Below are 19,963 nucleotides of genomic sequence, written 5' to 3' on the forward strand. Positions count from 1 at the left end.
ATACGGGTACTTACGGTATGTCGCCAACGAGTACGTCGACAGTGCTCTTCAAGCGGTTTTCCAGCGGGGAAAGATCAAACGGGTAGTCGCGTGGCCAGCCAATGGTCAGGCGGACGCCTTCGCCATCGTAGTCGGCGTGCTCAATAGGCAGCTCGCGCTCTGCGCACCAGGTGCGGGCAGTCGCTTCGTTGGCGAAATTGAGCCGCAGCGTGTAAGCGTCACGTTCAACGACTTCTAGGGTGGGCAGTGTCTCAAGTGCATGGCTAACTGCCTGGGCGTAAGCGCGGGCTAAGCCACCGGTGCCCAGTTTGGTGCCACCAAAATAGCGGATCACCACACAGCCAATATGCCCCAACTGGCTACCCTGAAGAACTTGGAACATGGGCCGACCAGCGGTACCGCCAGGTTCGCCATCGTCAGAGAAACCGATCAGATTTTGCTCGCCGGGAGGCCCGGCAATATAGGCGGTACAGTGGTGGCTGGCATTCGGGTGTGCGGCTTTAGCCGCATTCAGCATATCGTTGAACGAACCGGTGTCTAAGGCGTGGCAGATCCAGGTGATAAATTGGCTCTTCTCAACTTCGATATCAGTCGTATGCCAGGACAAAGGGGAAAGTTCAGGAACCCGGTAGCGCATTAATGCTCCGTGACAGTATGCTTCCTTGTCAGGCAAGCCTTTGAATGAGATTCAACACCCATCACCATGCCAAGCACCTGAATATCACGGTTGTGCAAAAAGAGCGCTGGCTGCAGGCTGTCTTCAGGCCATAGCTCTACGCCAAGGCGGCTGATAGCGAGCTGCTTTAAGGCTATTTTTTGCTGGTTGATTTCGGCAACGGCGGTTTCTGTTTGGGTATCGTGTTGATAGCGACGAATAATAATGACATCGCCATCGAATAAGTTGCAATCACGCATTGCGTTACCACGCACTTTGAGCGCATAGGTATTGCGTCGTGTAACGCTAGGTACCATCGAGTATGCACGTGGCACTGAGTGTAAGTGGCTGCACTTAGCGGTAGGTGTTGCCATCAATATCGTCATTAGAGAACCTCCATTGCATGTTCTTTCATACAGTGGTTTTTAGTATATACCTGTCTTTGCATACAGTGCTAGAAGTATTTAGCCTTACCCTATCTTTGATAGACAACCTGCTGCGACCCAGCGCCGCATTGTGTGAGTGGCGAGAAACGGGCTTTCCGTGTAGAGTTCGACGCGAAATCAATGTGCCTGGAGAGACTCTTGAGCCTGTGTTTACAAGCCCGACAGCTGTCCTGCGAACGTGATGATCGCTCATTGTTTACGGGTTTGGATCTCGATATTCGCAGCGGTGAAATCGTGCGGATTGAAGGGCCTAACGGCAGTGGTAAAACTAGCCTGCTAAAAATTCTCTCCGGGCAGCTCAGCGACTATCAAGGCGAGCTGTTCTGGAATGGCGTTGCGATGCGCGACGCCAGGGAACATTTTCTGGCTAATTTACTCTATTTAGGCCACGCCCCGGGTATCAAGTCTGGGCTTTCCGCTTTAGAGAATTTAGCATGGTATCAATCGCTTAGTGGGGAAGAAGGCCATGAGGTTGAGCGCCTGGATGCCCTTGAGAGTGTTGGTCTAGCAGGCTTTGAAGAGGTGCCCGCCGGGCAGCTTTCGGCAGGCCAGCAGCGGCGCATTGCGCTGGCGCGATTAACCCTAACGCCGCGGGCGCTCTGGGTGCTGGATGAGCCGTTTACTGCGATAGACCGCCAAGGTGTCGCTGATCTGGAAAGCCAGCTTGTCGCCCATGCTCAGGCGGGAGGCTGCGTGCTAGTCACGACACACCACGAGTTAACCGCTACCCCGTTGCTGAGACGGATAGCTTTGGGGTAGAAGGAGGCACGGTTGCACAGCTCTTTACAGGGTTCATCACATAGCCCTTCAGACAGCCCTTCAGGCCGTCTTTCTCACGGCCAAGCTACCCACCACATGCCCGCACCATCAGTGACGCTGCGGGAGCATAAGGGTGGATTAATGGTGGCGGTGAAAGCCACGCTGGTGCGTGACGTAACGCTGCTGATCAGGCGCCGCGGTGAAGTGCTCAACCCGCTAGTGTTTTTTGCGCTGGTGATCACGCTGTTTCCGATCGCGATTTCTCCCGACCCGGAGCTATTGGCGGTGATTGCCCCGGGGCTACTGTGGGTTGCCGCCCTGTTGGCGGCTCTGCTGTCGTTAGACAGTCTTTTTCGCAGCGATTATGACGATGGGAGTCTTGAGCAACTGCTGCTGGCACCGCAGCCGTTAGCTGCGCTGAGTTTGGCAAAAGTCGCTGTACACTGGCTGCTGACCGGGCTGCCTTTAGCACTAATGGCGCCCCTGTTAGGCATTATGCTGGCGTTGCCAGCGGGTAGCTACGCAGTGCTGGCGCTCTCATTGGCGCTAGGCACGGCCAGCCTGAGTTTGATTGGAGCGATAGGCGCGGCGTTAACCGTCGGTTTGGCGCGTGGCGGCGTGCTGCTCTCACTGTTGGTTCTACCGCTGTATATCCCGGTATTAATTTTTGGCGCAGGTGCGGTGCAGGCTGCAATTGTGGGCGACGGTGTTTCGGCACATCTGGCAATTTTGGGCGCGCTGCTTGCCGCCGCACTGATGTTAGCGCCGTGGGCAATTGCCGCATCGCTGCGTATCAGTATTAACGGTTAAAGGACAGGACACGCTATGTGGGCCTTTATACATAAACTGGGATCACCCAAGTGGTTCTACGGCATTAGTGCTAAATTACAGCCCTGGTTTTGGGCTGCGGCGGTGCTGTTAATCGTCTCTGGGTCGCTGTGGGGGCTGGTATTTGCCCCGGCAGATTATCAGCAGGGCAACAGTTTTCGGATCATCTACGTTCATGTGCCGGCGGCCTTTTTAGCCCAGTCCATTTTTATCGCCATGGCGGTGTCCGGGCTGGTGTTTATGGTCTGGAAAATTAAGGTAGCCGATATGGCCGCAGCGGTGATGGCACCGTTGGGTGCGGCGATGACCTTTGTGGCGCTGTTCTCCGGCGCCGTGTGGGGCGTGCCGACCTGGGGCACTTGGTGGATGTGGGATGCCCGGCTGACCTCGATGCTGATCCTGCTGTTTTTGTATCTGGGGGTGATTGCCCTGCGCGGCGCGTTCACCAGCCGCGATAGCGCCTCGCGGGCAGCCTCGGTGTTGGCCATGGTGGGGGTGATCAATATCCCCATCATCAAATACTCGGTGGACTGGTGGTACACCCTGCACCAGCCAGCGTCATTTACCCTAACCTCGCGCCCGACCATGCCTACCGAAATGTGGCTGCCGCTGGTGATTATGGTGTTGGGTTTTTACAGTTTTTTTATCGCCCTAACGCTAATGCGTACGCGCAGTGAGATTCTGCGCCGCGAGGCTAGCAAGCGCTGGGTGCACGATTTGATAAAAGGCCAGGTAGAGGAGACGCGCTAATGGCTTTTGCTTCATTTTTCGAATTTCTCGCCATGGGTGGTCATGCCCCTTATGTCTGGTCTGCCTGGGGTGTGACGGCGCTGCTGCTGCTGGCCACCGTCTGGCATGCCCGCGTTGAGCAGCGCCAATTGATCAAAGGCTTGAAACGTCGCGTAAGACGCGAAAATAGTGTGAGGGAGAACACCCAATGACGCCTAAACGTAAGCAGAAACTGTTTGTTATTTTGGGCTTGGTGTCGCTGGCCGCGATTGCCGTGGGGCTAACGCTCTACGCACTGCGTTCCAATATCAATCTGTTTTTTAGCCCGGTGCAGATTGCTCAGGGTGATGCGCCCATGGAGCGGCAAATTCGCGCGGGTGGCATGGTCAAAGAGGGCTCTGTTTCCCGTGACCCTGAAAGCCTCGACGTCGAATTTACCGTGACCGATTATGTCGATGACCTAGAGGTTTACTACAGCGGCATTTTGCCCGACCTGTTCCGTGAGGGCCAAGGCGTGGTGGTGGTCGGTGAGCTTCAGGCCGATGGTCGTTTATATGCCGACAAAGTACTCGCCCGTCACGATGAGAACTACATGCCCCCTGAAGTAGCCCAGGCGCTTGAAGAAGCGGGCTATTCGCCTGCCGACTATCAAGCTAAAGCTACCGAGGTGGGTAAACGCCTGGACGAAGAAGGCGTACCCCAGGCAAGCGAATACTAGGGTAACAGCCCAATTTGGAGCACACATGCTTATCAAACTGATCCCAGAAATTGGCCACTTCGCGCTGATTATCGCGCTGCTGATGGCAATGGTTCAGGCAGCGATGCCGCTAGCGGGTGCCGCGACTCGGCGCCCGCTGTGGATGGCTTACGGCCAGCCGATGGCGGTGGGGCAGTTTGTGTTTATTGCTATCGCCTACGGCTGTTTGACCGCCAGCTATATGCTCGATGATTTTAGCGTGGCGAACGTGGCCAATAACTCCAACTCGCTATTGCCCTGGTACTACAAGTTCAGCGCCGTGTGGGGCAACCACGAAGGCTCCGTGCTGCTGTGGAGCTTTATGCTCGCGGGCTGGGGGTTTGCGGCCAGCCTGTTTACCGGCAACCTGCCGCGGGATATGGTTGCCCGGGTGATGGGCGTGATGGGCATGGTCTGCGTCGGCTTTTTACTGTTTATTCTGATCACATCGAATCCCTTCGAGCGGCTGCTGCCCAATATGCCTCAAGATGGCGCCGACCTTAACCCGCTGCTGCAAGATTTCGGGTTGGTGGTGCATCCGCCAATGCTCTACATGGGCTATGTGGGTTTTTCCGTGGTCTTTGCGTTTGCCATCGCGGCGTTAATGGGCGGGCGGTTAGACGCCGCCTGGACTCGTTGGGCGCGGCCCTGGACCAATCTAGCCTGGGCGTTTCTTACCGTGGGGATCGCGCTGGGCAGTTGGTGGGCCTACTACGAACTTGGCTGGGGCGGCTGGTGGTTCTGGGATCCGGTCGAAAACGCGTCGCTGCTGCCTTGGCTGACGGGTACTGCGCTGGTGCACTCACTGGCAGTCACCGAGAAACGCGGCTCGTTTAAAAGCTGGACCGTGCTGCTGGCGATCTCGACCTTTTCGCTGTCGCTGATGGGGACTTTCCTGGTGCGCTCCGGGGTGCTGACCTCGGTACACGCGTTTGCCAACGATCCGGCCCGTGGCTTCTTTATCCTCATGCTGTTGGCCATCACGGTGACGTTGTCGCTGCTGATATTTGCCCTGCGCGCCCCACGGGTGAGCCATAAAGTCGGTTTTAATTGGCTCTCCCGGGATGCGCTGCTGCTGGTTAATAATATCTTCCTGGTGATTATGACCGTCACCGTTCTGCTCGGCACCGTCTACCCGCTGATTCTGGACTCCCTGGGTCTGGGCAAAATCAGCGTCGGCCCGCCCTATTTTAATGCCCTGTTCGTACCGCTTACCGTGATGATGTGCATCTTCATGGGATTGGGCTCGGTTGCGCGCTGGAAAGGCATGCAGGGGCGTGTGTTGGTACGCAAGCTATGGCTGGCGGGTGCTGCCGCACTGGTATTAGGCATAGTGATGCCGCTGCTGTATCGCGGTGAGTGGAATCTGTTTGTTTCCTTGGGCATCGTATCCGCGCTATGGATTGTATTGCCGATGCTGCGTGATCTATTCGATAAAACGCGCCACGCCAGCTCGTTTATCGCCGGTTTGCGCAAACTCTCCCTAGCCTACTGGGGCATGGTGCTGGGGCATGTGGGGGTGGCGGTGACGATCGTCGGGGTGGCGGTGGTTTCCAACTACAACATCGAGCGCAACGTGCGCATGTCGCCGGGCACCACGGTAGAAGTGGCGGGCTACCAGTTCACCATGAGCGAACTCACCGAGCGGCGCGGGGCTAACTTTCTGGCCGATACCGCCATTCTTCAAGTACAGCGTGGCGAATCAGGCAGCCGCTTTACCATGCGCCCGGAAAAGCGACTCTACCTAGCTACCGGCATGCCAATGACCCAGGTTGCTCTGCGGCCGGGACTGTTTCGCGACCTGTATGTCGCCATGGGCGAAGACCTAGGCGATGGCAGTTGGGCGATGCGCGTTCAATACAAGCCGTTTGTACGCTGGCTGTGGCTAGGCGCGCTGCTAATGGCGTTTGGCGGGTTGTTAGCGGTGCTCGACAAACGCTACCGGCGTGCCACGGTCACGCGTGAATCGGCGAAGGCAGCCGACAAGCGCGAGACAAGCCAGGAGGCCGTGATATGAAGCGACGGCTACTGCTGTTACTGCTGCCGGTGTGTTTTTTAGGTCTGGCGCTGTTTTTTTATCAAGGTTTAGCGTTGGATCCCTCCCAGCGCGATTCAGCGCTGATGGCCAGGGAGTTCCCGGCCTTTGAAGCCACTACGCTGCGCGATGAAAACCGGCGTGTAGATCAAACCTTGCTCGAAGGCGAAGTGACCCTGGTCAACGTATGGGGCGAATGGTGCCCCGCGTGCAAGCAGGAAATGCCGCAATTGCTGGAGCTCGCCGATCACGATATTCGCATGGTGGGGGTTAACTACCGGGATACCCGCGAGAAGGGCATGGAGTTTCTTAGCGAGTTTGGCGATCCGTTTGAAGCCAATATTTTCGATCCTGAAGGCGCATTAGGTTTTGATCTTGGCGTTTACGGCGCCCCGGAAACCTTTTTGGTCGATGCCGATGGCATGATTCGCTATCACCATAAAGGCTACGTATCGCCAGAAGATGTACGCGAACGGATCCTGCCGGAGGTGGAAAAATGGCGTTAATGCGAACCATCGCGGCATTGCTGCTGCTAGGCATTGCGTTTGGCGCCATGGCGGGCGGTATCGAGCTGCGCGAATTTGATGATCCGGTGATGGAAAAACGCTACCACGACTTAACCGCGTCTATGCGCTGCCCGCTGTGTGAAAACCAGGCCATTAACGATTCCGATGCACCGATCTCGGGAGATATGCGCGAGCGGGTTTACCAACTGCTACAAGATGGCCAGTCGGATATCGAAATCATCAATCATATGGTGCAGCGGTTCGGCGAATATATTCTTTACAACCCGCGCTTGGAGAGCCGTACCTACCTACTTTGGGGACTGCCCATTGCGCTGGTGCTGTTGGGGGCCATTATCGTCGTGTTAATGATTCGTGCCCGCCGCAACGCCTCCGCCAAAGCGTTGAGCGCCGAAGAGCGCCAGCGCATTGATGCGCTGACTAACCGTAAGAGGTCTTCATGACGCTGCTCTGGATTGCGATTGCTATTTTACTGCTCCCCGCGCTGTGGCTGCTGGTCTCGCCGCTGAGGGCTGCACGCAGGCTGCATGACCAACAGCGCGCCTTTGAAGCGAACGATATCTCTGATGAACAGAACGTGGCGATTTTTAAACGCCGCTTGGCGTCGTTAGAAGCGGCGCGGGAGCGTGGCGACATCGACGCTGCGCGCTTTGAAGAAGACCGTTTGGAGCTGGAGCGCAGCCTGCTGGAAGATACTGCGGTGCGTGTGCGTCGGCCGCTCAAACTCGCCGGGGCAGGACGCCTTGTAGTGCCGGTAGTGATGGTCGCGGTAGTGGCGGTTAGCGTTATTTGGTATCAGCAAAAGGGCGCCGAAGGCGACCTGGTGTTACTGGCCGTGCAGCAAGAGGTGCAGAACGATCCCGAAGGGTCGCTTGAAATGTACATTGAGCGTATGCAAGACCAAGCCGAACGTCAGCCGGATAACCCCAACGTGTGGAGCGCGCTGTTTCCGCTTTACCGCGAAACTGGGCAGATGCCCCAGGCGGTTGATGCCCTTGAGCGGCTGATCGAGATTGAAGGGCGGATTCCGCCGCTCCTTGCTCAACTCGCGCAAATTCGCTTCTTTATGGCCGAGCGTGAACTGACCGACGCGGTGCAGGCGCTGGTCGATGAAACCTTAGAGCAAGACCCGCGCCAGCCAACCGTGTTGGGAATGCTGGGTATCCACGCCTTCGATAACGGCGACTATGAACAGGCGATTGATCGCTGGCGCCGCGCGGTGGCGAATGTTGAAAACTCCGACACGGCAGCATCTCTACGCGAGGGTATCCGTGTGGCGCAGGAGCGCATGGGGGTAGCGCCTGAAGCGGCCGAGGTGGAAGCTGCAGAGGGCACCGGCATTAGGGTAAGCGTCGCGTTAGATGAGGCACTGGCCGAGCGGGTTAAGGACGACGACAGCGTATTTATCATCGCCCGTGATATCGAGGGCGAGTTGCCGCCGCTGGCGGTAGTGCGGGCATTAGTCTCAGAACTACCGATGACCGTGGTATTGGATAATAGCGCAGCGATGTCGCCCCAGGCGCAAATCTCCCAAGTGCGTGAAGCGCGCTTGATGGTGCGTGTTTCTCCCTCTGGCCAAGCGACGCCCCAGCCGGGCGATCTATTTGGCGACCTTGAAGGTGTCAGCGTCGGCCCGATTGCAGACGATGAAGCCGCCGAAGTGGTGATTAACCGTGTCTTTGAATAACCGTCTATTAACTAAAAGCGTAGCGTCGGGATGCGCTTAACGTCGATACGCTTAGTCGGGTTTAAGTCCTTCGTGGATCCCGTCACGGTGCCTTTCGATGGCAATATGACCGCTATCGTGGGGCCCAACGGCTGCGGTAAATCCAATATTATCGACGCCGTGCGCTGGGTAATGGGGGAGTCCTCGGCCAAAACCCTGCGCGGCGAATCGATGGCTGACGTTATTTTTAACGGCTCCACCGGCCGTAAACCGATCGGCCAAGCCTCCATAGAGCTCAAGTTCGACAACCGCGACGGCACCATGGGCGGCGTATACGCCCAGTATGCCGAAATCGTCGTTAGGCGCTTAGTCACCCGTGATGGGCAGTCCAACTACTTCTTTAACGGCCAGAAGTGCCGCCGGCGCGATATCGCCGATCTGTTTATGGGTACCGGGTTAGGGCCGCGCTCCTATGCCATCATCGGCCAGGGCATGATTTCGCGGCTGATTGAAGCGCGCCCTGATGACCTGCGCTCGACGCTGGAAGAAGCGGCGGGTATCTCCAAATATAAAGAGCGCCGCAGGGAAACCGAAAACCGCATGCGCCGCACCCAGGAGAACCTGGAACGCCTCGACGATATCCGCGAAGAGCTTGATAAGCAGCTCGAGCGCCTCAAGCGTCAGGCCGAAGCCGCCAAGCGCTATCAAGACCTAAAAGAGCAGGAGTATCGACTCAAGGGCGAGCTGGCAGTACTGCGCGGGCGCACCCTGCGCGCCGAGCAGTCACACCAGGAGACCCGCGTACGCGAGTTGGAAATCGCGGTCGAAAAAGATGTCTTCGGGGTTCGCCAGTGCGAAACTCGCTTAGAGCAAGCCCGTGAGCAGCACGATGAGCTCTCAGAGGTGCTTGACCGCCATCAGCAGCAATTCTTTGAAACCACCACGCGTATCGCTCGTTTAGAGCAGGATCAGGCCCACCGCCGCAGCCGTGAAACCCAGCTTGCCAGTGATATCGCTACCGCCCGCCGCGAGTTAGACGAGCAGCGCCGGGTCAGCGAAGGTGATCAAACGCGCCTTGCGGCGATTGACGAGCGCTTTGAGGATCTGCTTCCCGAACACGAAGCGCTAGAAGAGCAGCTTGAAAGCCTTGAACAGGCGCTCGCCGATGCTTCGCCAGCCCTGGAAGCCGCTGAACAGCAGTGGGCCGATGCCGAAACCCGCTGGCGGGATACCAGCCGCGATGCAGACCGCAGCCAGGATCAGTTGCGCGACCTTGAGCAGCGCATTGCGCGCCTGCAGGCCGAAAACCAGCGTCGCCGCCAGCAGCGTAGCGAGGTGGCCGATCTCACCGCGCTGCGCGAAGAGCACGCGGTGTGTGAAGCCCAGTTAGCAGACGCCCAGCAGCAGGCGGAAGGTTTTCAAACCCAGCGTGATCAGTGGCAGCAGCGTTATAGCGATGCCAAAGCGGCTTATCAGCAGGCTACCCAGTCACGGGATCACCAGCGCGCCGAACTCAGTCAACGTCAGGGCGAGCTTGCTTCACTTAAAGCGTTAATGGACGCCGCCTTGGCGGATCACGACCCCGCCATCAGCACGACTCTCGAAGCGCACGGTTTGGCGGACGCCCCCCAGCTAGGTGAAGTACTGCAGGTTGAGCCCGGTTGGGAAGCACTTACTTCGTGGCTGCTGGCGCCCTGGCTAAATGCCCGTATGGTGGCTCGCCACCAGTTAGCCGCGCTGCCCGAAGCCTTGGCGACCGATTGGTGCTTAATCGACCAGACAACCCCCACTGCCTCCACTTCAGGACAGCGCTTGGATAGCCTGGTGAAAGGCGCAGGTGCCTTGGGTGAGTGGTTAGCAAGTATTCACTATACCCGAACAGCTGAAGAGGCCGAGCAGCAAGTTGCGCACCTGGCGCCTGGCGAAAGCGTGGTCAGTCAGGATGGTGTCTGGCTGGGCCGTGGCTGGCTGCATCAGCAGGCCAACGGTGAAGGCATTGATGGACTGCTGTTAACACGTCGCCGCTACGCCGAGCTAACCGCCCAGCGCGAGAGTGAAGAAGATGCGCTGGCGCTGGCAGAGGAGCAGTGTGAGGCGGCTAGTGAGGCGCTGGAGACCTTGGAGCAATCCCGTGAACAGCAGGCCGAGCAGGAGCGCGCTCACGCTGCTTCTCTACAGCAGTTGGCGGTAAAAGAGCGCAGCTTGGCCCAGCGCTTGGAGCATATAGAGAGCCGTGCCACCGAGCTCGATGAAGAGCTCGCTCAACTACAACAGGATGAAGCTGAGTTAGTGCTTACCATCGACGAGCAGCGCGCCCACTGGCATGTGGCGATGGAGCAGTTGGAAAGCGCGGCGCAAGCGCGAGAAATCAGCGCCGAGCAGCGCAGCCAGCAGCGCGAAACGCGAGACCAGTTGACCCAACAGCATGCCCCGCTTAAAGCGCAGCAGCAGGCGCTGGCGTTAGAGCGTGAGCGGCTAAGTGCCGAGCACGCTAGCCTGCGCTCCCAGCAGGCGCGCTCAAGCGACAGTGAAGAACGCCTATCGCTACGTATTGCCGAGCTGGAAGAGTCGCGGGAGATGCTGATCGAACCCGACGAGCTGGCGGGGGAAGAGCTTGAAGAGCTGCTCCATCAACGTGAACAGCAGGAGGGGCGTTTAAATGCGACTCGCCAGCAGGCCCAGTCACTGGCAGAGCAGTTGCGTAACGATGAGCTTGCCCGGCAACAGCACGAGCGCAATCTGGAACAGAGCCGCGAGCAGCTCCAGCAGCGGCGCATGGACGTTCAGGCGCTGGCACTGAAAGCAGCCACTCAGGACGAACACTTAGCAGAGCTTGGCCACAACGCCGACACCCTGGCTGAGCAACTGCCTGCAGAGGCCACAGAAACGAACTGGCAAGATCGCCTGGAAAGTACCACGGACAAGATTCGCCGCTTGGGGGCGATCAACCTCGCCGCCATTGAGGAGTACGATCAGCAGGCGGAGAGGCGTAACTATTTGGAAGCGCAGCATGCCGAATTGACCGAAGCGCTTGAAACCCTCGAACGGGCGATTAAGCGTATCGATCAAGAAACCCGCGTGCGTTTCCGCGAAACCTTTGATCAGGTCAATGCCGGGCTGCAAGAGTTGTTTCCCCGCGTGTTCGGCGGCGGTGCGGCCTGGCTAACCCTGACCGGTGACGATTTATTAGAAACCGGTGTGGCGATTATGGCGCGCCCGCCAGGTAAGAAAAACAGCACGATTCATCTGCTTTCGGGCGGCGAAAAAGCGCTTACCGCGCTGTCGCTAGTGTTTGCGATCTTTCAGCTTAACCCTGCGCCATTCTGTATGCTGGATGAGGTCGATGCGCCGCTGGACGATGCCAACGTAGGCCGTTACGCCAAGCTGGTAAAAGAGATGTCTGAGAACGTGCAGTTTATCTATATCACCCACAATAAAATTGCCATGGAAGCCGCCGAGCGCTTGATGGGGGTGACTATGCAAGAGCCCGGCGTATCGCGGTTAGTCTCGGTGGGGATCGAAGAGGCCGCAGCGCTGGTCGATTAAGCGTTAACCATCGCCCTTAACTTTCACCCTTAACTTTCCCCCAGTGCGCGCATTACCGCATAAAGCTTAGACTTCGCTTCAAAGCCCACGCCGGGAATGTCAGGCAGACCGACATAGCCATTCTCCACCTGAATCCCATCCGCAAAGCCACCAAAAGGTTGGAAAACGTCTGGGTAGGATTCGTTGCCGCCTAGCTGTAAACCCGCCGCGATATTCAGCGACATCTGGTGGCCGCCGTGTGGCACCACGCGGCGCGATGACCAGCCGAGTTCATCCATTACTTTCAGCGTGCGCATATACTCGACTAAACCGTAGGAGAGCGCGCAGTCAAACTGCACATAGTCCCGGTCGGCGCGCATACCACCGTGGCGCAGCAGGTTGCGAGCATCCTGGTGCGAGAACAAGTTCTCGCCGGTCGCCATGGGTAGCTCGTAGTGGTTGGCAAGCTCGGCTTGAAGCTCATAGTCAAGCGGGTCGCCGGCCTCTTCGTACCAGAACAAATTGTAGGGTTTTAGCGCTTCGGCATAGGCGATAGCAGTCTCTTGATCAAAGCGGCCATTAGCATCGACGGCTAAGCGGCTGCCATCACCAACAACATCGATAACTGCTTCAATACGGCGTAAATCTTCTGCTAAGGGCGCGGCGCCGATTTTCATTTTGACCACGTTGTAGCCGCGATCCAGGTAGCTGCGCATTTCGTCCTGAAGTTTTGTGTGATCTTTGCCGGGGTAGTAGTAGCCGCCTGCCGCATAGACCCAGACTTTATCGTCAGCCTGACCGTTACGGTAGCGATCAGCCAGCAGCCGGTAGAGCGGCCTGCCTTCGATTTTCGCCACCGCATCCCAAACGGCCATGTCGATCGTGCCTACCGCCACCGAGCGTTCGCCGTGACCGCCGGGCTTTTCGTTAGTCATCAAGGTATTCCAGATCGCAAACGGATCCAGGTTGTCATTTGCTTGATCGATAAGGCTCTCTGGGTCGGCTTCGCTAATACGGTCTAAAAAACGGTCGCGCATCAGTGCGCCCTGGCCATAGCGGCCGTTAGAGTTAAACCCGTAACCAATCACAGGCTTACCATCGCGCACCACGTCTGTTATCACTGCCACCACCGAGCAGGTCATCTTGGAAAAGTCGATATAAGCATTGGCAATGGGTGATGCAATGGAAACGGTTTTCTCACGAATTTCGACGATACGCATGAAGTGCTCCTTAACGGGTGATAGGCCTACATTAAGCGTGACAAGCCAGCCCCACCAATGCTATTACTGCGCCACCTCATGCTGAAACGGCATTGCTCATGGAACTTGTTTGGCTTGAAGACTTTATCGCGTTGGCAGAGCACGGCAGCTTTGTGCGCGCCGCAGACGCGCGCCATATCACCCAGCCAGCGTTTAGCCGCCGCATCCGTTCGTTAGAGCAGTGGATGGGTGTTAGCCTATTCGTACGTACCCCGCAGGGCACCACGCTGACTGACGCAGGTAGGCATATCTTAGCCAGTTCCTTTGAAGCAACTAGCCGGCTTTATCGGCTGCGTGCTGAAGCGCAAGAAGTGGCGGGCAAAACGGCCAAGACCCTCCAGTTTGCCGCCACGCACTCGCTTTCATTTACGTTTTTCCCGCGCTGGATCCGTCAGATTGAGAAAGGCGCGCCTATTGAAGCCATTCAGCTCCACTCCGATAGCATGCTCGGCTGTGAGAAGTTGCTGGTGCATAGAGAAGTGCCTTTTTTGCTCTGCCATCGCCACCCGGCGGTGCCTTCGCTGCTGGCTCAAGAGCCGTTTGTCAGCAAGCAAGTGGGGGAAGACACGTTGATCGCATTAATGAGCAGCACACTTAGCCGCGATATTGCGCCCCACCAACTGCCTTATTTGGCATATACAGAAGCATCGGGACTTGGTCGTATTGTGGCTCACTGTTTATCGGGTAGTGCGGGTGTTTTAGCGCTTAAAGAAACGTTTAGTAGCCACTTGGCCGCGGTGTTAATGTCGATGGCATCAGAAGGTAAAGGGGTGGCTTGGTTGCCAAAAAGCCTTGCAGAGCAAGAGATTAGTGATGGGCGCTTGGTGCGAGTGCTTGATGAAAGCTGGGATATTGATGTGCAGATACACCTGACGCGGCCCGTCGCCCCGTTAAGCTCCGCAGCGGAAGAATTCTGGGCAAGAGTGTAATAACAAAGTGCGAGTGATTAATTTTTTGCTGACCAATATTAGCCGAATACGTAAAAAAAATGTCCTAAAGCGTTCAACTTAACTATATTACCCCTATTAATAGAGCGCTTGACATGGTTAAGCTGCTTATAGATGGGTCAAGCAGTCGTAGGCGAATTGTGTGTCAAAATGGCTTTTCTAACGATCAGGATTCCTTTATAAAGCTGTTTATAAGTGTGAGAGCAAATGCTCAAGGAACTTTTGTTTGAAGTTAAGGTCGGATTTTTCCGCCTTAAGCAGTGTCATAACTTCGCCAACACGTGAAAACCATGTTTAATGCGGCAAAAATTGGCCCTTTTGATAGCAATCGCGCTATGCTTGGTAACATTGAGGGCAAGTAATTATTTAATAGCTGTTACCTATATTCAGGCATGAATTTTTAGACACAGTGCCTTGGCAACCGGCAAGACGACCATGGAATGTTCGACATGGAACTAAGAGAGTGGCTAATCATTTTAGGGCTGGCGTTGGTATCGCTCATCGTTATAGACGGTGCGCGAAGACTTCAACGACAGCGTCGAGTACCCCGTCTTGATCAGGCGAATAAAGATCCTTCCGGCAGTTCACTAGACGACCCGGATGAAGCAGCTAAAGCAGCTGAAATCAATTGGGAACTTCCGAATGGTGGTGCCCGAGTTGTTAAGCCTGCTGATTATAGCGGCTTAGGCAATAAGCCAAAATTAGAACGTCAAGAGCATCCTGGGCCTTCCAGGGTGCTTGCTGAGTTTAGACGTTCCTCCTCGGCTAAAGCGGCTAAACGTAAAGCGGATAAAGTTGATAAAGCAGCCTCTATTGCGCAGCAGCCAACAGCCGCTGCAATGACTGCAACCCCAGCCGCGTCTTCTACGCCTTCATCTACAGCGACACCCATGCCGACTGAGCATGAGCGTCGCGAGCCAAGCCTTTCGATGGCCGATGCGTCGATAGCGGATACGTCGAGCGCCAATGCCTCTACTGCGGGACAGCCAGCTCACGAAGCAGAGCAGCCTGCTTATTCACCTGTGGCGCCAAGCACATCTGCTGAAACTGTCAATGCTGCGTCTGGAGCGGCTGAGCCCGTAGCGGCTAAACCTCCCGCATCAGACGCAGTGTCGATAAGTGCGAGTGATACGGTGAATGAATCTGAAAAGACAGCCCAGCCTTCTTATGAAGCTGAACCAGTGCTGCGCGCTGAACCCGAAGATGCTGTATTTGCCAAACATACCAATGAGCATTCGCCTAAACGACGCCAGTTGCGTCCTGACACCGTGGGCGAGCACGACGAACTCGACGACCACGAAGTTGATGAGTATCGGCTAGTCGACTTTGAAGGTATGGGGCGCTCGCTGAAGCGCCGTTTGATCGAGCGGCGTAAAGAGAAACAGCGTAAAAAAGCCGAGAAAGCAGTGCGCGATACAGCCTTGGCCAAGCAAAAGGCCGAACGTAAAGCGCTTGAAGCCGAGCAGCGCCGCGAAGCGAAAGAAGTCGCTGACGCTGAGCGTGCACGCCTAGCGCAAGAGCAGGCCCAGGCACGCGAAGCAGCGGCTAATGCCGCCGCCGCAGACAGGCTTTCCGCTCAGCAGCGCCTTGCTGAAGAAGAGGCTCTCAGCTTTGAGTACTCTGGTCATGCTGGCTATGAGGAAAATTCTACTGATGAAAATGGCTATTCAGAAGAGCACCGTGCTGGCTTCGATGAAAGCACCGATTATGCCAGCGCCTATGACGATCGTGCCGCAGAAGAGCGGGTGCGTGTTCATCCGACATTAGAAAAGGCCCTGCGCCATGATGTCAGCGGCGAACACGCTAAAGAGACGCTCTCTAGTGCTGAAGAAGTGGTGGTGATCAGCATACTGTCGCGTGATCCAGACGGTTTCGACGGCAGTAAGTTACTTGAGCTGATGATGGTATGTGGTTTGCGCTACAGCCGCGAGATGGGTATTTTCCACCGCTTTGAAACGGAAAGTGAAGACAGCGAGCTACAGTTCTCAATGGTTAACGTAGTGAAGCCAGGCACCTTCCCGATTGAAGAGATGGGTGAGTTTATGACGCCCGGTATTACGCTACTGATGCCGCTACCTGGTGCCATTGACAGCTCTGCCGCGTTTGAAGCGATGGTGGAAACCGCCATGGTGGTGGTGCGCCATATGGGCGGCGAATTGAAAGATGAAAACCGCAGCGTGATGACCGCTCAAACAATCGAATTTTCCCGCCAGCGGGTGCGTGAGTTTGAACGCCGTCACCGCCTGCACCGGCATATGCAAGCCCGCTAAGCCACTTCAGCTGTTCAACACCCGCCTTCTTGCCAGAAGGCGGGTGTTTTTGTTCAATACGCACTATTTTTGTTCTATTTTTACACTCTTTAGGCTCTGCATTTATTGCGGCCGCTATTCGTTAGTACTGGAACCCATTAAATGAGTCAGTCTGATTCTCAACCGCTGGAAGAGATTACCCAACTGCGGGCCGCCCTGGATGAGGCCAACTACCGTTACTACGTGCTGGATGATCCCACGCTAACGGATGCTGACTATGACCGTAAGCTGCAGCGCTTGCAGCAGTTGGAAACTAACCACCCAGAACTGATCACCAGCGATTCACCTACTCAGCGGGTGGGTGCTGCTCCTGCGGACGGCTTTCCTTCGGTGGCCCACGCGATCCCAATGCTGTCGCTGGATAACGCCTTTAGCCGTGACGATATTCTCGCCTTTGCCGACCGCGTAGCCGAACGCCTGGAGTGTACTGCCGAAGAGATTGAGTTTACCTGCGAGCCCAAGCTGGATGGTGCGGCCGTATCGCTGGTCTACGAGCAGGGTATTCTGGTCAGTGGGGCGACCCGGGGTGATGGCCGTACCGGCGAAGGCATTACCTCTAACCTGCGCACGCTGCGCTCGGTGCCGTTAAAACTGCTGGGCAAAAAAGTCCCTGAACTTTTGGAAGTACGGGGCGAAGTGATTATGCGTCATTCCGGTTTTGAGGCGCTCAATGAGCGCGCCCGGAAAGAGGGTAGCAAGGTATTTGCCAACCCGCGTAACGCAGCGGCGGGCAGCTTGCGTCAGCTAGATCCGCGCATTACCGCGAAACGCCCGCTAGAGTTTCACGCTTACCAAGTTGCCCGCATTAATATGGCAAATTTAGATGACAGCGTGATTCCAACTCATAGCCGCCAAATGGAAAGGCTAAAAAACTGGGGTTTTCGCTCAAGCTCAGAGCTGCAGATAGTCAAAGGCCCTCAGGCCGTCGCTGATTACTGTGAACAGTTGGGTGAAAAGCGTGATAGCTTAGGTTTTGATATCGACGGCGTGGTGATCAAGGTCAACGACTTGCGCCACCAGCGTGAGCTTGGCTTTGTCGCCCGCGCGCCGCGCTGGGCGGTGGCGTTTAAGTTTCCTGCCCAGGAAGAGGTCACCATCCTCAACGATGTAGAGTTTCAGGTTGGTCGCACCGGGGCGATTACCCCGGTAGCGCGGCTTGAGCCGGTCACCGTAGCGGGCGTGACCGTCTCCAATGCCACGCTACATAACGCAGACGAAATTACCCGCTTGGATGTAATGATCGGCGATACGGTATCGATTCGGCGGGCGGGAGACGTAGGTGTCACCCTGTAGCTCGGAGTTTCAAGTAGGCGTATTTGTAAAATTATCATAGCTAGGTAGCAAATGCACCCAGGCAGTCGAGTTGATGACGATGAACCATAAAAATCAAGACAGAATTTCGGAGCTGAGAGCTCTTGTAGAAAAATACAATCATGAATATTACATTTTGGATGAACCCTCAGTTACTGACTCCGAATACGACGAGCTAATGCGTGAGTTGAAGGGACTAGAAAGTGAAAATCTCGAGAGAAGTGATCCTTCATCACCCTCTCAGAAAGTTGGCGGAGGAGTAGCGAAGGGCTTTAAAAAGGTGAAGCACGAAGTTCCAATGCTTTCATTGGACAATGTTTTTGATTTCAGTGGCTTGGAAAATTTCATTCGAAGGATCGAGAAATCGTTTGGTACATCGAGTCCTGTAACATTTTGCGCAGAACCAAAGCTAGATGGATTGGCCGTTAGTCTGATATACGAGCATGGGGCTCTGGTCAGAGGGGCAACTAGAGGCGATGGCAGTGTTGGTGAAGATGTAACACGGAATGTAAAAACCATCCGTAATGTGCCTCGAACGCTATCAAGTATTAATGCTCCTAATAGGCTTGAGGTTAGGGGTGAGGTCGTAATTCCTGTTGTAAAGTTTGAAGAGCTTAATGAGCGCCTAGCGAGCGAAGGAAAAAACTTACTCGTTAATCCACGAAACGCGGCATCTGGGAGTTTGAGGCAGCTGAATGTTGATGTAACAGCACGTAGGCCTCTAGAGTTTTTTGCATACGGAATCGGCGTTTGTGAAGGTAAAGAGCTCCCTGCTAGCCAGTTTAAGCGACTAATGTATCTCAAAGATCTCGGGTTTGCACTTCCGAAAGAAAGCACGACTAAAGTTGGATTATCTGGTTGTCACGACTACATTGAGGAGCTTATGGCTTCTCGTTCAGCCCTTCCGTATGAGATTGATGGGGTCGTTTTTAAAGTTGACTCAATAATACAACAGGAGTCACTTGGCTTCATTACAAATGCTCCCAGGTGGGCAATCGCTCATAAATTTCCAGCCCAGGAAGGTAAGACCCGATTGGAAAACGTTGAGTTTCAAGTTGGGAGAACTGGAAAGATAACGCCAGTTGCAGTTCTGACGCCAGCTTTTATAGGGGGAGTGACAATAAGTCGTGCTTCGTTACACAATGCGAATCAAATTGAGCGTCTTGGCCTTTGTATAGGTGATGAGGTGATCATTCGCCGCGCAGCAGATGTCATTCCGCAGGTCATGTCTGTATCAACCAAGGGGGCAGATAGAAAGCCCATCGTATTTCCTCAATCCTGCCCAGTGTGCAAATCAGATATTGAAAAGGTTGAAGGGGAAGCTGATGCAAGATGTACCGGTGGGCTAGTTTGTAAAGCGCAGCTGATAGAGGCAATAAGACATTTCTGCTCTAGAAAGGCCATGAACGTAGTTGGTCTAGGTGAAAAAATTATTGAGGAGTTGGTTAGGCAAGAGATAGTCAAAAGCCCCGCTGACCTTTATACCCTAACAGCGCCCTCTTTATTGCATCTGGATCGAATGGGTCCTAAAAAGGTTGAGAATATACTTCAAGCTATTGATAATTCTAAAGAAACAACATTTTCTAAGTTCGTCTACTCATTAGGGATACGAGAAGTTGGAGAGGCTACAGCAAAGAACTTGGCACTATCCTTTGGGGATCTCAACAAGCTCATAGTTGCTTCTATGGAGAAGTTGGTAGATGTTCCTGATATAGGAGAAATCGTCGCAACACATATCTATCACTTTTTTCGGCAGGAAAGAAACTTGTCGGTAATTAACGCGCTCATTGAGCAAGGCGTACGGTGGGAAGTAGTCCAGGTAGATGAGAGTTCGCGGCCGTTGAAAGGGAAAACGTTCGTTTTAACAGGTACTTTGAACAGTATGACTAGGTCTGAGGCACAGGCATCTCTGGAAAGCCTAGGCTGCAAAGTGTCTGGAAACGTGTCAACTCGCACATCCTACGTTGTGGCGGGAGAGAGTGCAGGGTCTAAGCTTACAAAAGCTAAAGACCTCGGTGTAGAGGTAATTAATGAAAGTGAGCTGATTCAGATGCTAGCTAAGTACGCAAAAGCATAACCAGGTCAGTTTGACACATGCTGCATTGGGCGAAGAAGGACGGCGACAGTGCTTCGATCAATTGTTGCTGTGACACCGCACGGGCATCCGGGCCAGGAAACGATCTCGGCAGGTAACTTCTTATAGTCCTCAGACTTGGCTGCCGAGATCTGCTTGA

The 19,963-nt window shown here is 55.2% G+C and carries 16 protein-coding genes and 1 pseudogene; 14 read left to right on the forward strand and 3 right to left on the reverse strand.

Going from position 1 to position 19,963, the window contains the following annotated elements; genetic code table 11:
• Positions 1-10 precede the first annotated feature (10 nt).
• Together ACQE2I_RS03170 and ACQE2I_RS03175 are read right to left on the reverse strand one after the other, a co-directional pair.
• Positions 11-637 (reverse strand): IMPACT family protein, encoded by a 627-nt coding sequence (locus ACQE2I_RS03170; RefSeq protein WP_427030051.1) that lies wholly within the window; start codon positions 635-637, stop codon positions 11-13.
• Complete coding sequence (locus ACQE2I_RS03175; protein WP_427030052.1) at positions 637-1,041, reverse strand: LexA family protein; 405 nt, start codon at positions 1,039-1,041, stop codon at positions 637-639. The genes ACQE2I_RS03170 and ACQE2I_RS03175 overlap by 1 nt, the downstream gene beginning before the upstream one ends.
• Positions 1,042-1,239: 198 nt before the next feature.
• On the opposite strand from ACQE2I_RS03175, the gene ccmA reads away from it, so the two are divergent.
• From ccmA to smc, 10 genes are all read left to right on the forward strand, one after another.
• Positions 1,240-1,860, forward strand: a complete 621-nt coding sequence (ccmA, locus tag ACQE2I_RS03180; protein ID WP_427030053.1) for a cytochrome c biogenesis heme-transporting ATPase CcmA — start codon at positions 1,240-1,242, stop codon at positions 1,858-1,860.
• Positions 1,861-1,956: 96 nt separating this feature from the next.
• The gene (gene ccmB / locus ACQE2I_RS03185) at positions 1,957-2,670 is read left to right on the forward strand and encodes a heme exporter protein CcmB (RefSeq protein ID WP_427031377.1); all 714 of its coding nucleotides are present in this window, start codon (positions 1,957-1,959) and stop codon (positions 2,668-2,670) included.
• A gap of 15 nt (positions 2,671-2,685) precedes the next feature.
• Positions 2,686-3,438, forward strand: a complete 753-nt coding sequence (locus ACQE2I_RS03190; RefSeq protein WP_427030054.1) for a heme ABC transporter permease — start codon at positions 2,686-2,688, stop codon at positions 3,436-3,438.
• On the forward strand, positions 3,438-3,629 hold the full coding sequence (ccmD, locus tag ACQE2I_RS03195; protein WP_427030055.1) for a heme exporter protein CcmD: 192 nt from the start codon (positions 3,438-3,440) through the stop codon (positions 3,627-3,629). The genes ACQE2I_RS03190 and ccmD overlap by 1 nt, the downstream gene beginning before the upstream one ends.
• Positions 3,626-4,135 (forward strand): cytochrome c maturation protein CcmE, encoded by a 510-nt coding sequence (gene ccmE, locus ACQE2I_RS03200; protein ID WP_427030056.1) that lies wholly within the window; start codon positions 3,626-3,628, stop codon positions 4,133-4,135. The genes ccmD and ccmE overlap by 4 nt, the downstream gene beginning before the upstream one ends.
• Before the next feature lie 25 nt (positions 4,136-4,160).
• Complete coding sequence (locus ACQE2I_RS03205; protein ID WP_427030057.1) at positions 4,161-6,170, forward strand: heme lyase CcmF/NrfE family subunit; 2,010 nt, start codon at positions 4,161-4,163, stop codon at positions 6,168-6,170.
• Positions 6,167-6,694, forward strand: a complete 528-nt coding sequence (locus ACQE2I_RS03210; RefSeq protein WP_427030058.1) for a DsbE family thiol:disulfide interchange protein — start codon at positions 6,167-6,169, stop codon at positions 6,692-6,694. Before ACQE2I_RS03205 ends, ACQE2I_RS03210 begins: the two co-directional genes overlap by 4 nt.
• Entirely contained in the window at positions 6,685-7,155 is a 471-nt protein-coding gene (locus tag ACQE2I_RS03215) for a cytochrome c-type biogenesis protein (RefSeq protein ID WP_427030059.1), read from the forward strand. The genes ACQE2I_RS03210 and ACQE2I_RS03215 overlap by 10 nt, the downstream gene beginning before the upstream one ends.
• Positions 7,152-8,399, forward strand: coding sequence for a c-type cytochrome biogenesis protein CcmI (ccmI, locus tag ACQE2I_RS03220; protein WP_427030060.1), 1,248 nt, complete (start codon positions 7,152-7,154; stop codon positions 8,397-8,399). The genes ACQE2I_RS03215 and ccmI overlap by 4 nt, the downstream gene beginning before the upstream one ends.
• A gap of 30 nt (positions 8,400-8,429) precedes the next feature.
• A complete protein-coding gene (gene smc / locus ACQE2I_RS03225) occupies positions 8,430-11,924 on the forward strand; it encodes a chromosome segregation protein SMC (protein ID WP_427030061.1) in 3,495 nt (1,164 codons plus the stop codon).
• Between the two features lie 29 nt (positions 11,925-11,953).
• On the opposite strand, the gene ACQE2I_RS03230 is transcribed toward smc, so the two are convergent.
• Positions 11,954-13,123: a mandelate racemase/muconate lactonizing enzyme family protein gene (locus ACQE2I_RS03230; RefSeq protein WP_427030062.1), complete on the reverse strand. Its 1,170-nt coding sequence runs from the start codon at positions 13,121-13,123 to the stop codon at positions 11,954-11,956.
• A gap of 98 nt (positions 13,124-13,221) precedes the next feature.
• Here ACQE2I_RS03230 and ACQE2I_RS03235 point away from each other — a divergent pair, with 98 nt between their 5' ends.
• From ACQE2I_RS03235 to ligA (ACQE2I_RS03250), 4 genes and pseudogenes are all read left to right on the forward strand, one after another.
• Entirely contained in the window at positions 13,222-14,091 is an 870-nt protein-coding gene (locus ACQE2I_RS03235) for a LysR family transcriptional regulator (RefSeq protein ID WP_427030063.1), read from the forward strand.
• A gap of 467 nt (positions 14,092-14,558) precedes the next feature.
• Positions 14,559-16,379, forward strand: coding sequence for a cell division protein ZipA C-terminal FtsZ-binding domain-containing protein (locus ACQE2I_RS03240; RefSeq protein ID WP_427030065.1), 1,821 nt, complete (start codon positions 14,559-14,561; stop codon positions 16,377-16,379).
• A 141-nt stretch (positions 16,380-16,520) separates the two neighbouring features.
• Positions 16,521-17,696 (forward strand): annotated as a pseudogene (gene ligA / locus ACQE2I_RS03245) (NAD-dependent DNA ligase LigA); the annotation flags it as partial.
• A gap of 94 nt (positions 17,697-17,790) precedes the next feature.
• Entirely contained in the window at positions 17,791-19,806 is a 2,016-nt protein-coding gene (gene ligA, locus ACQE2I_RS03250; RefSeq protein ID WP_427030066.1) for an NAD-dependent DNA ligase LigA, read from the forward strand.
• Positions 19,807-19,963 lie beyond the last annotated feature (157 nt).

This window comes from Halomonas sp. H2, from assembly GCF_050215315.1.
GTDB lineage: Bacteria > Pseudomonadota > Gammaproteobacteria > Pseudomonadales > Halomonadaceae > Vreelandella.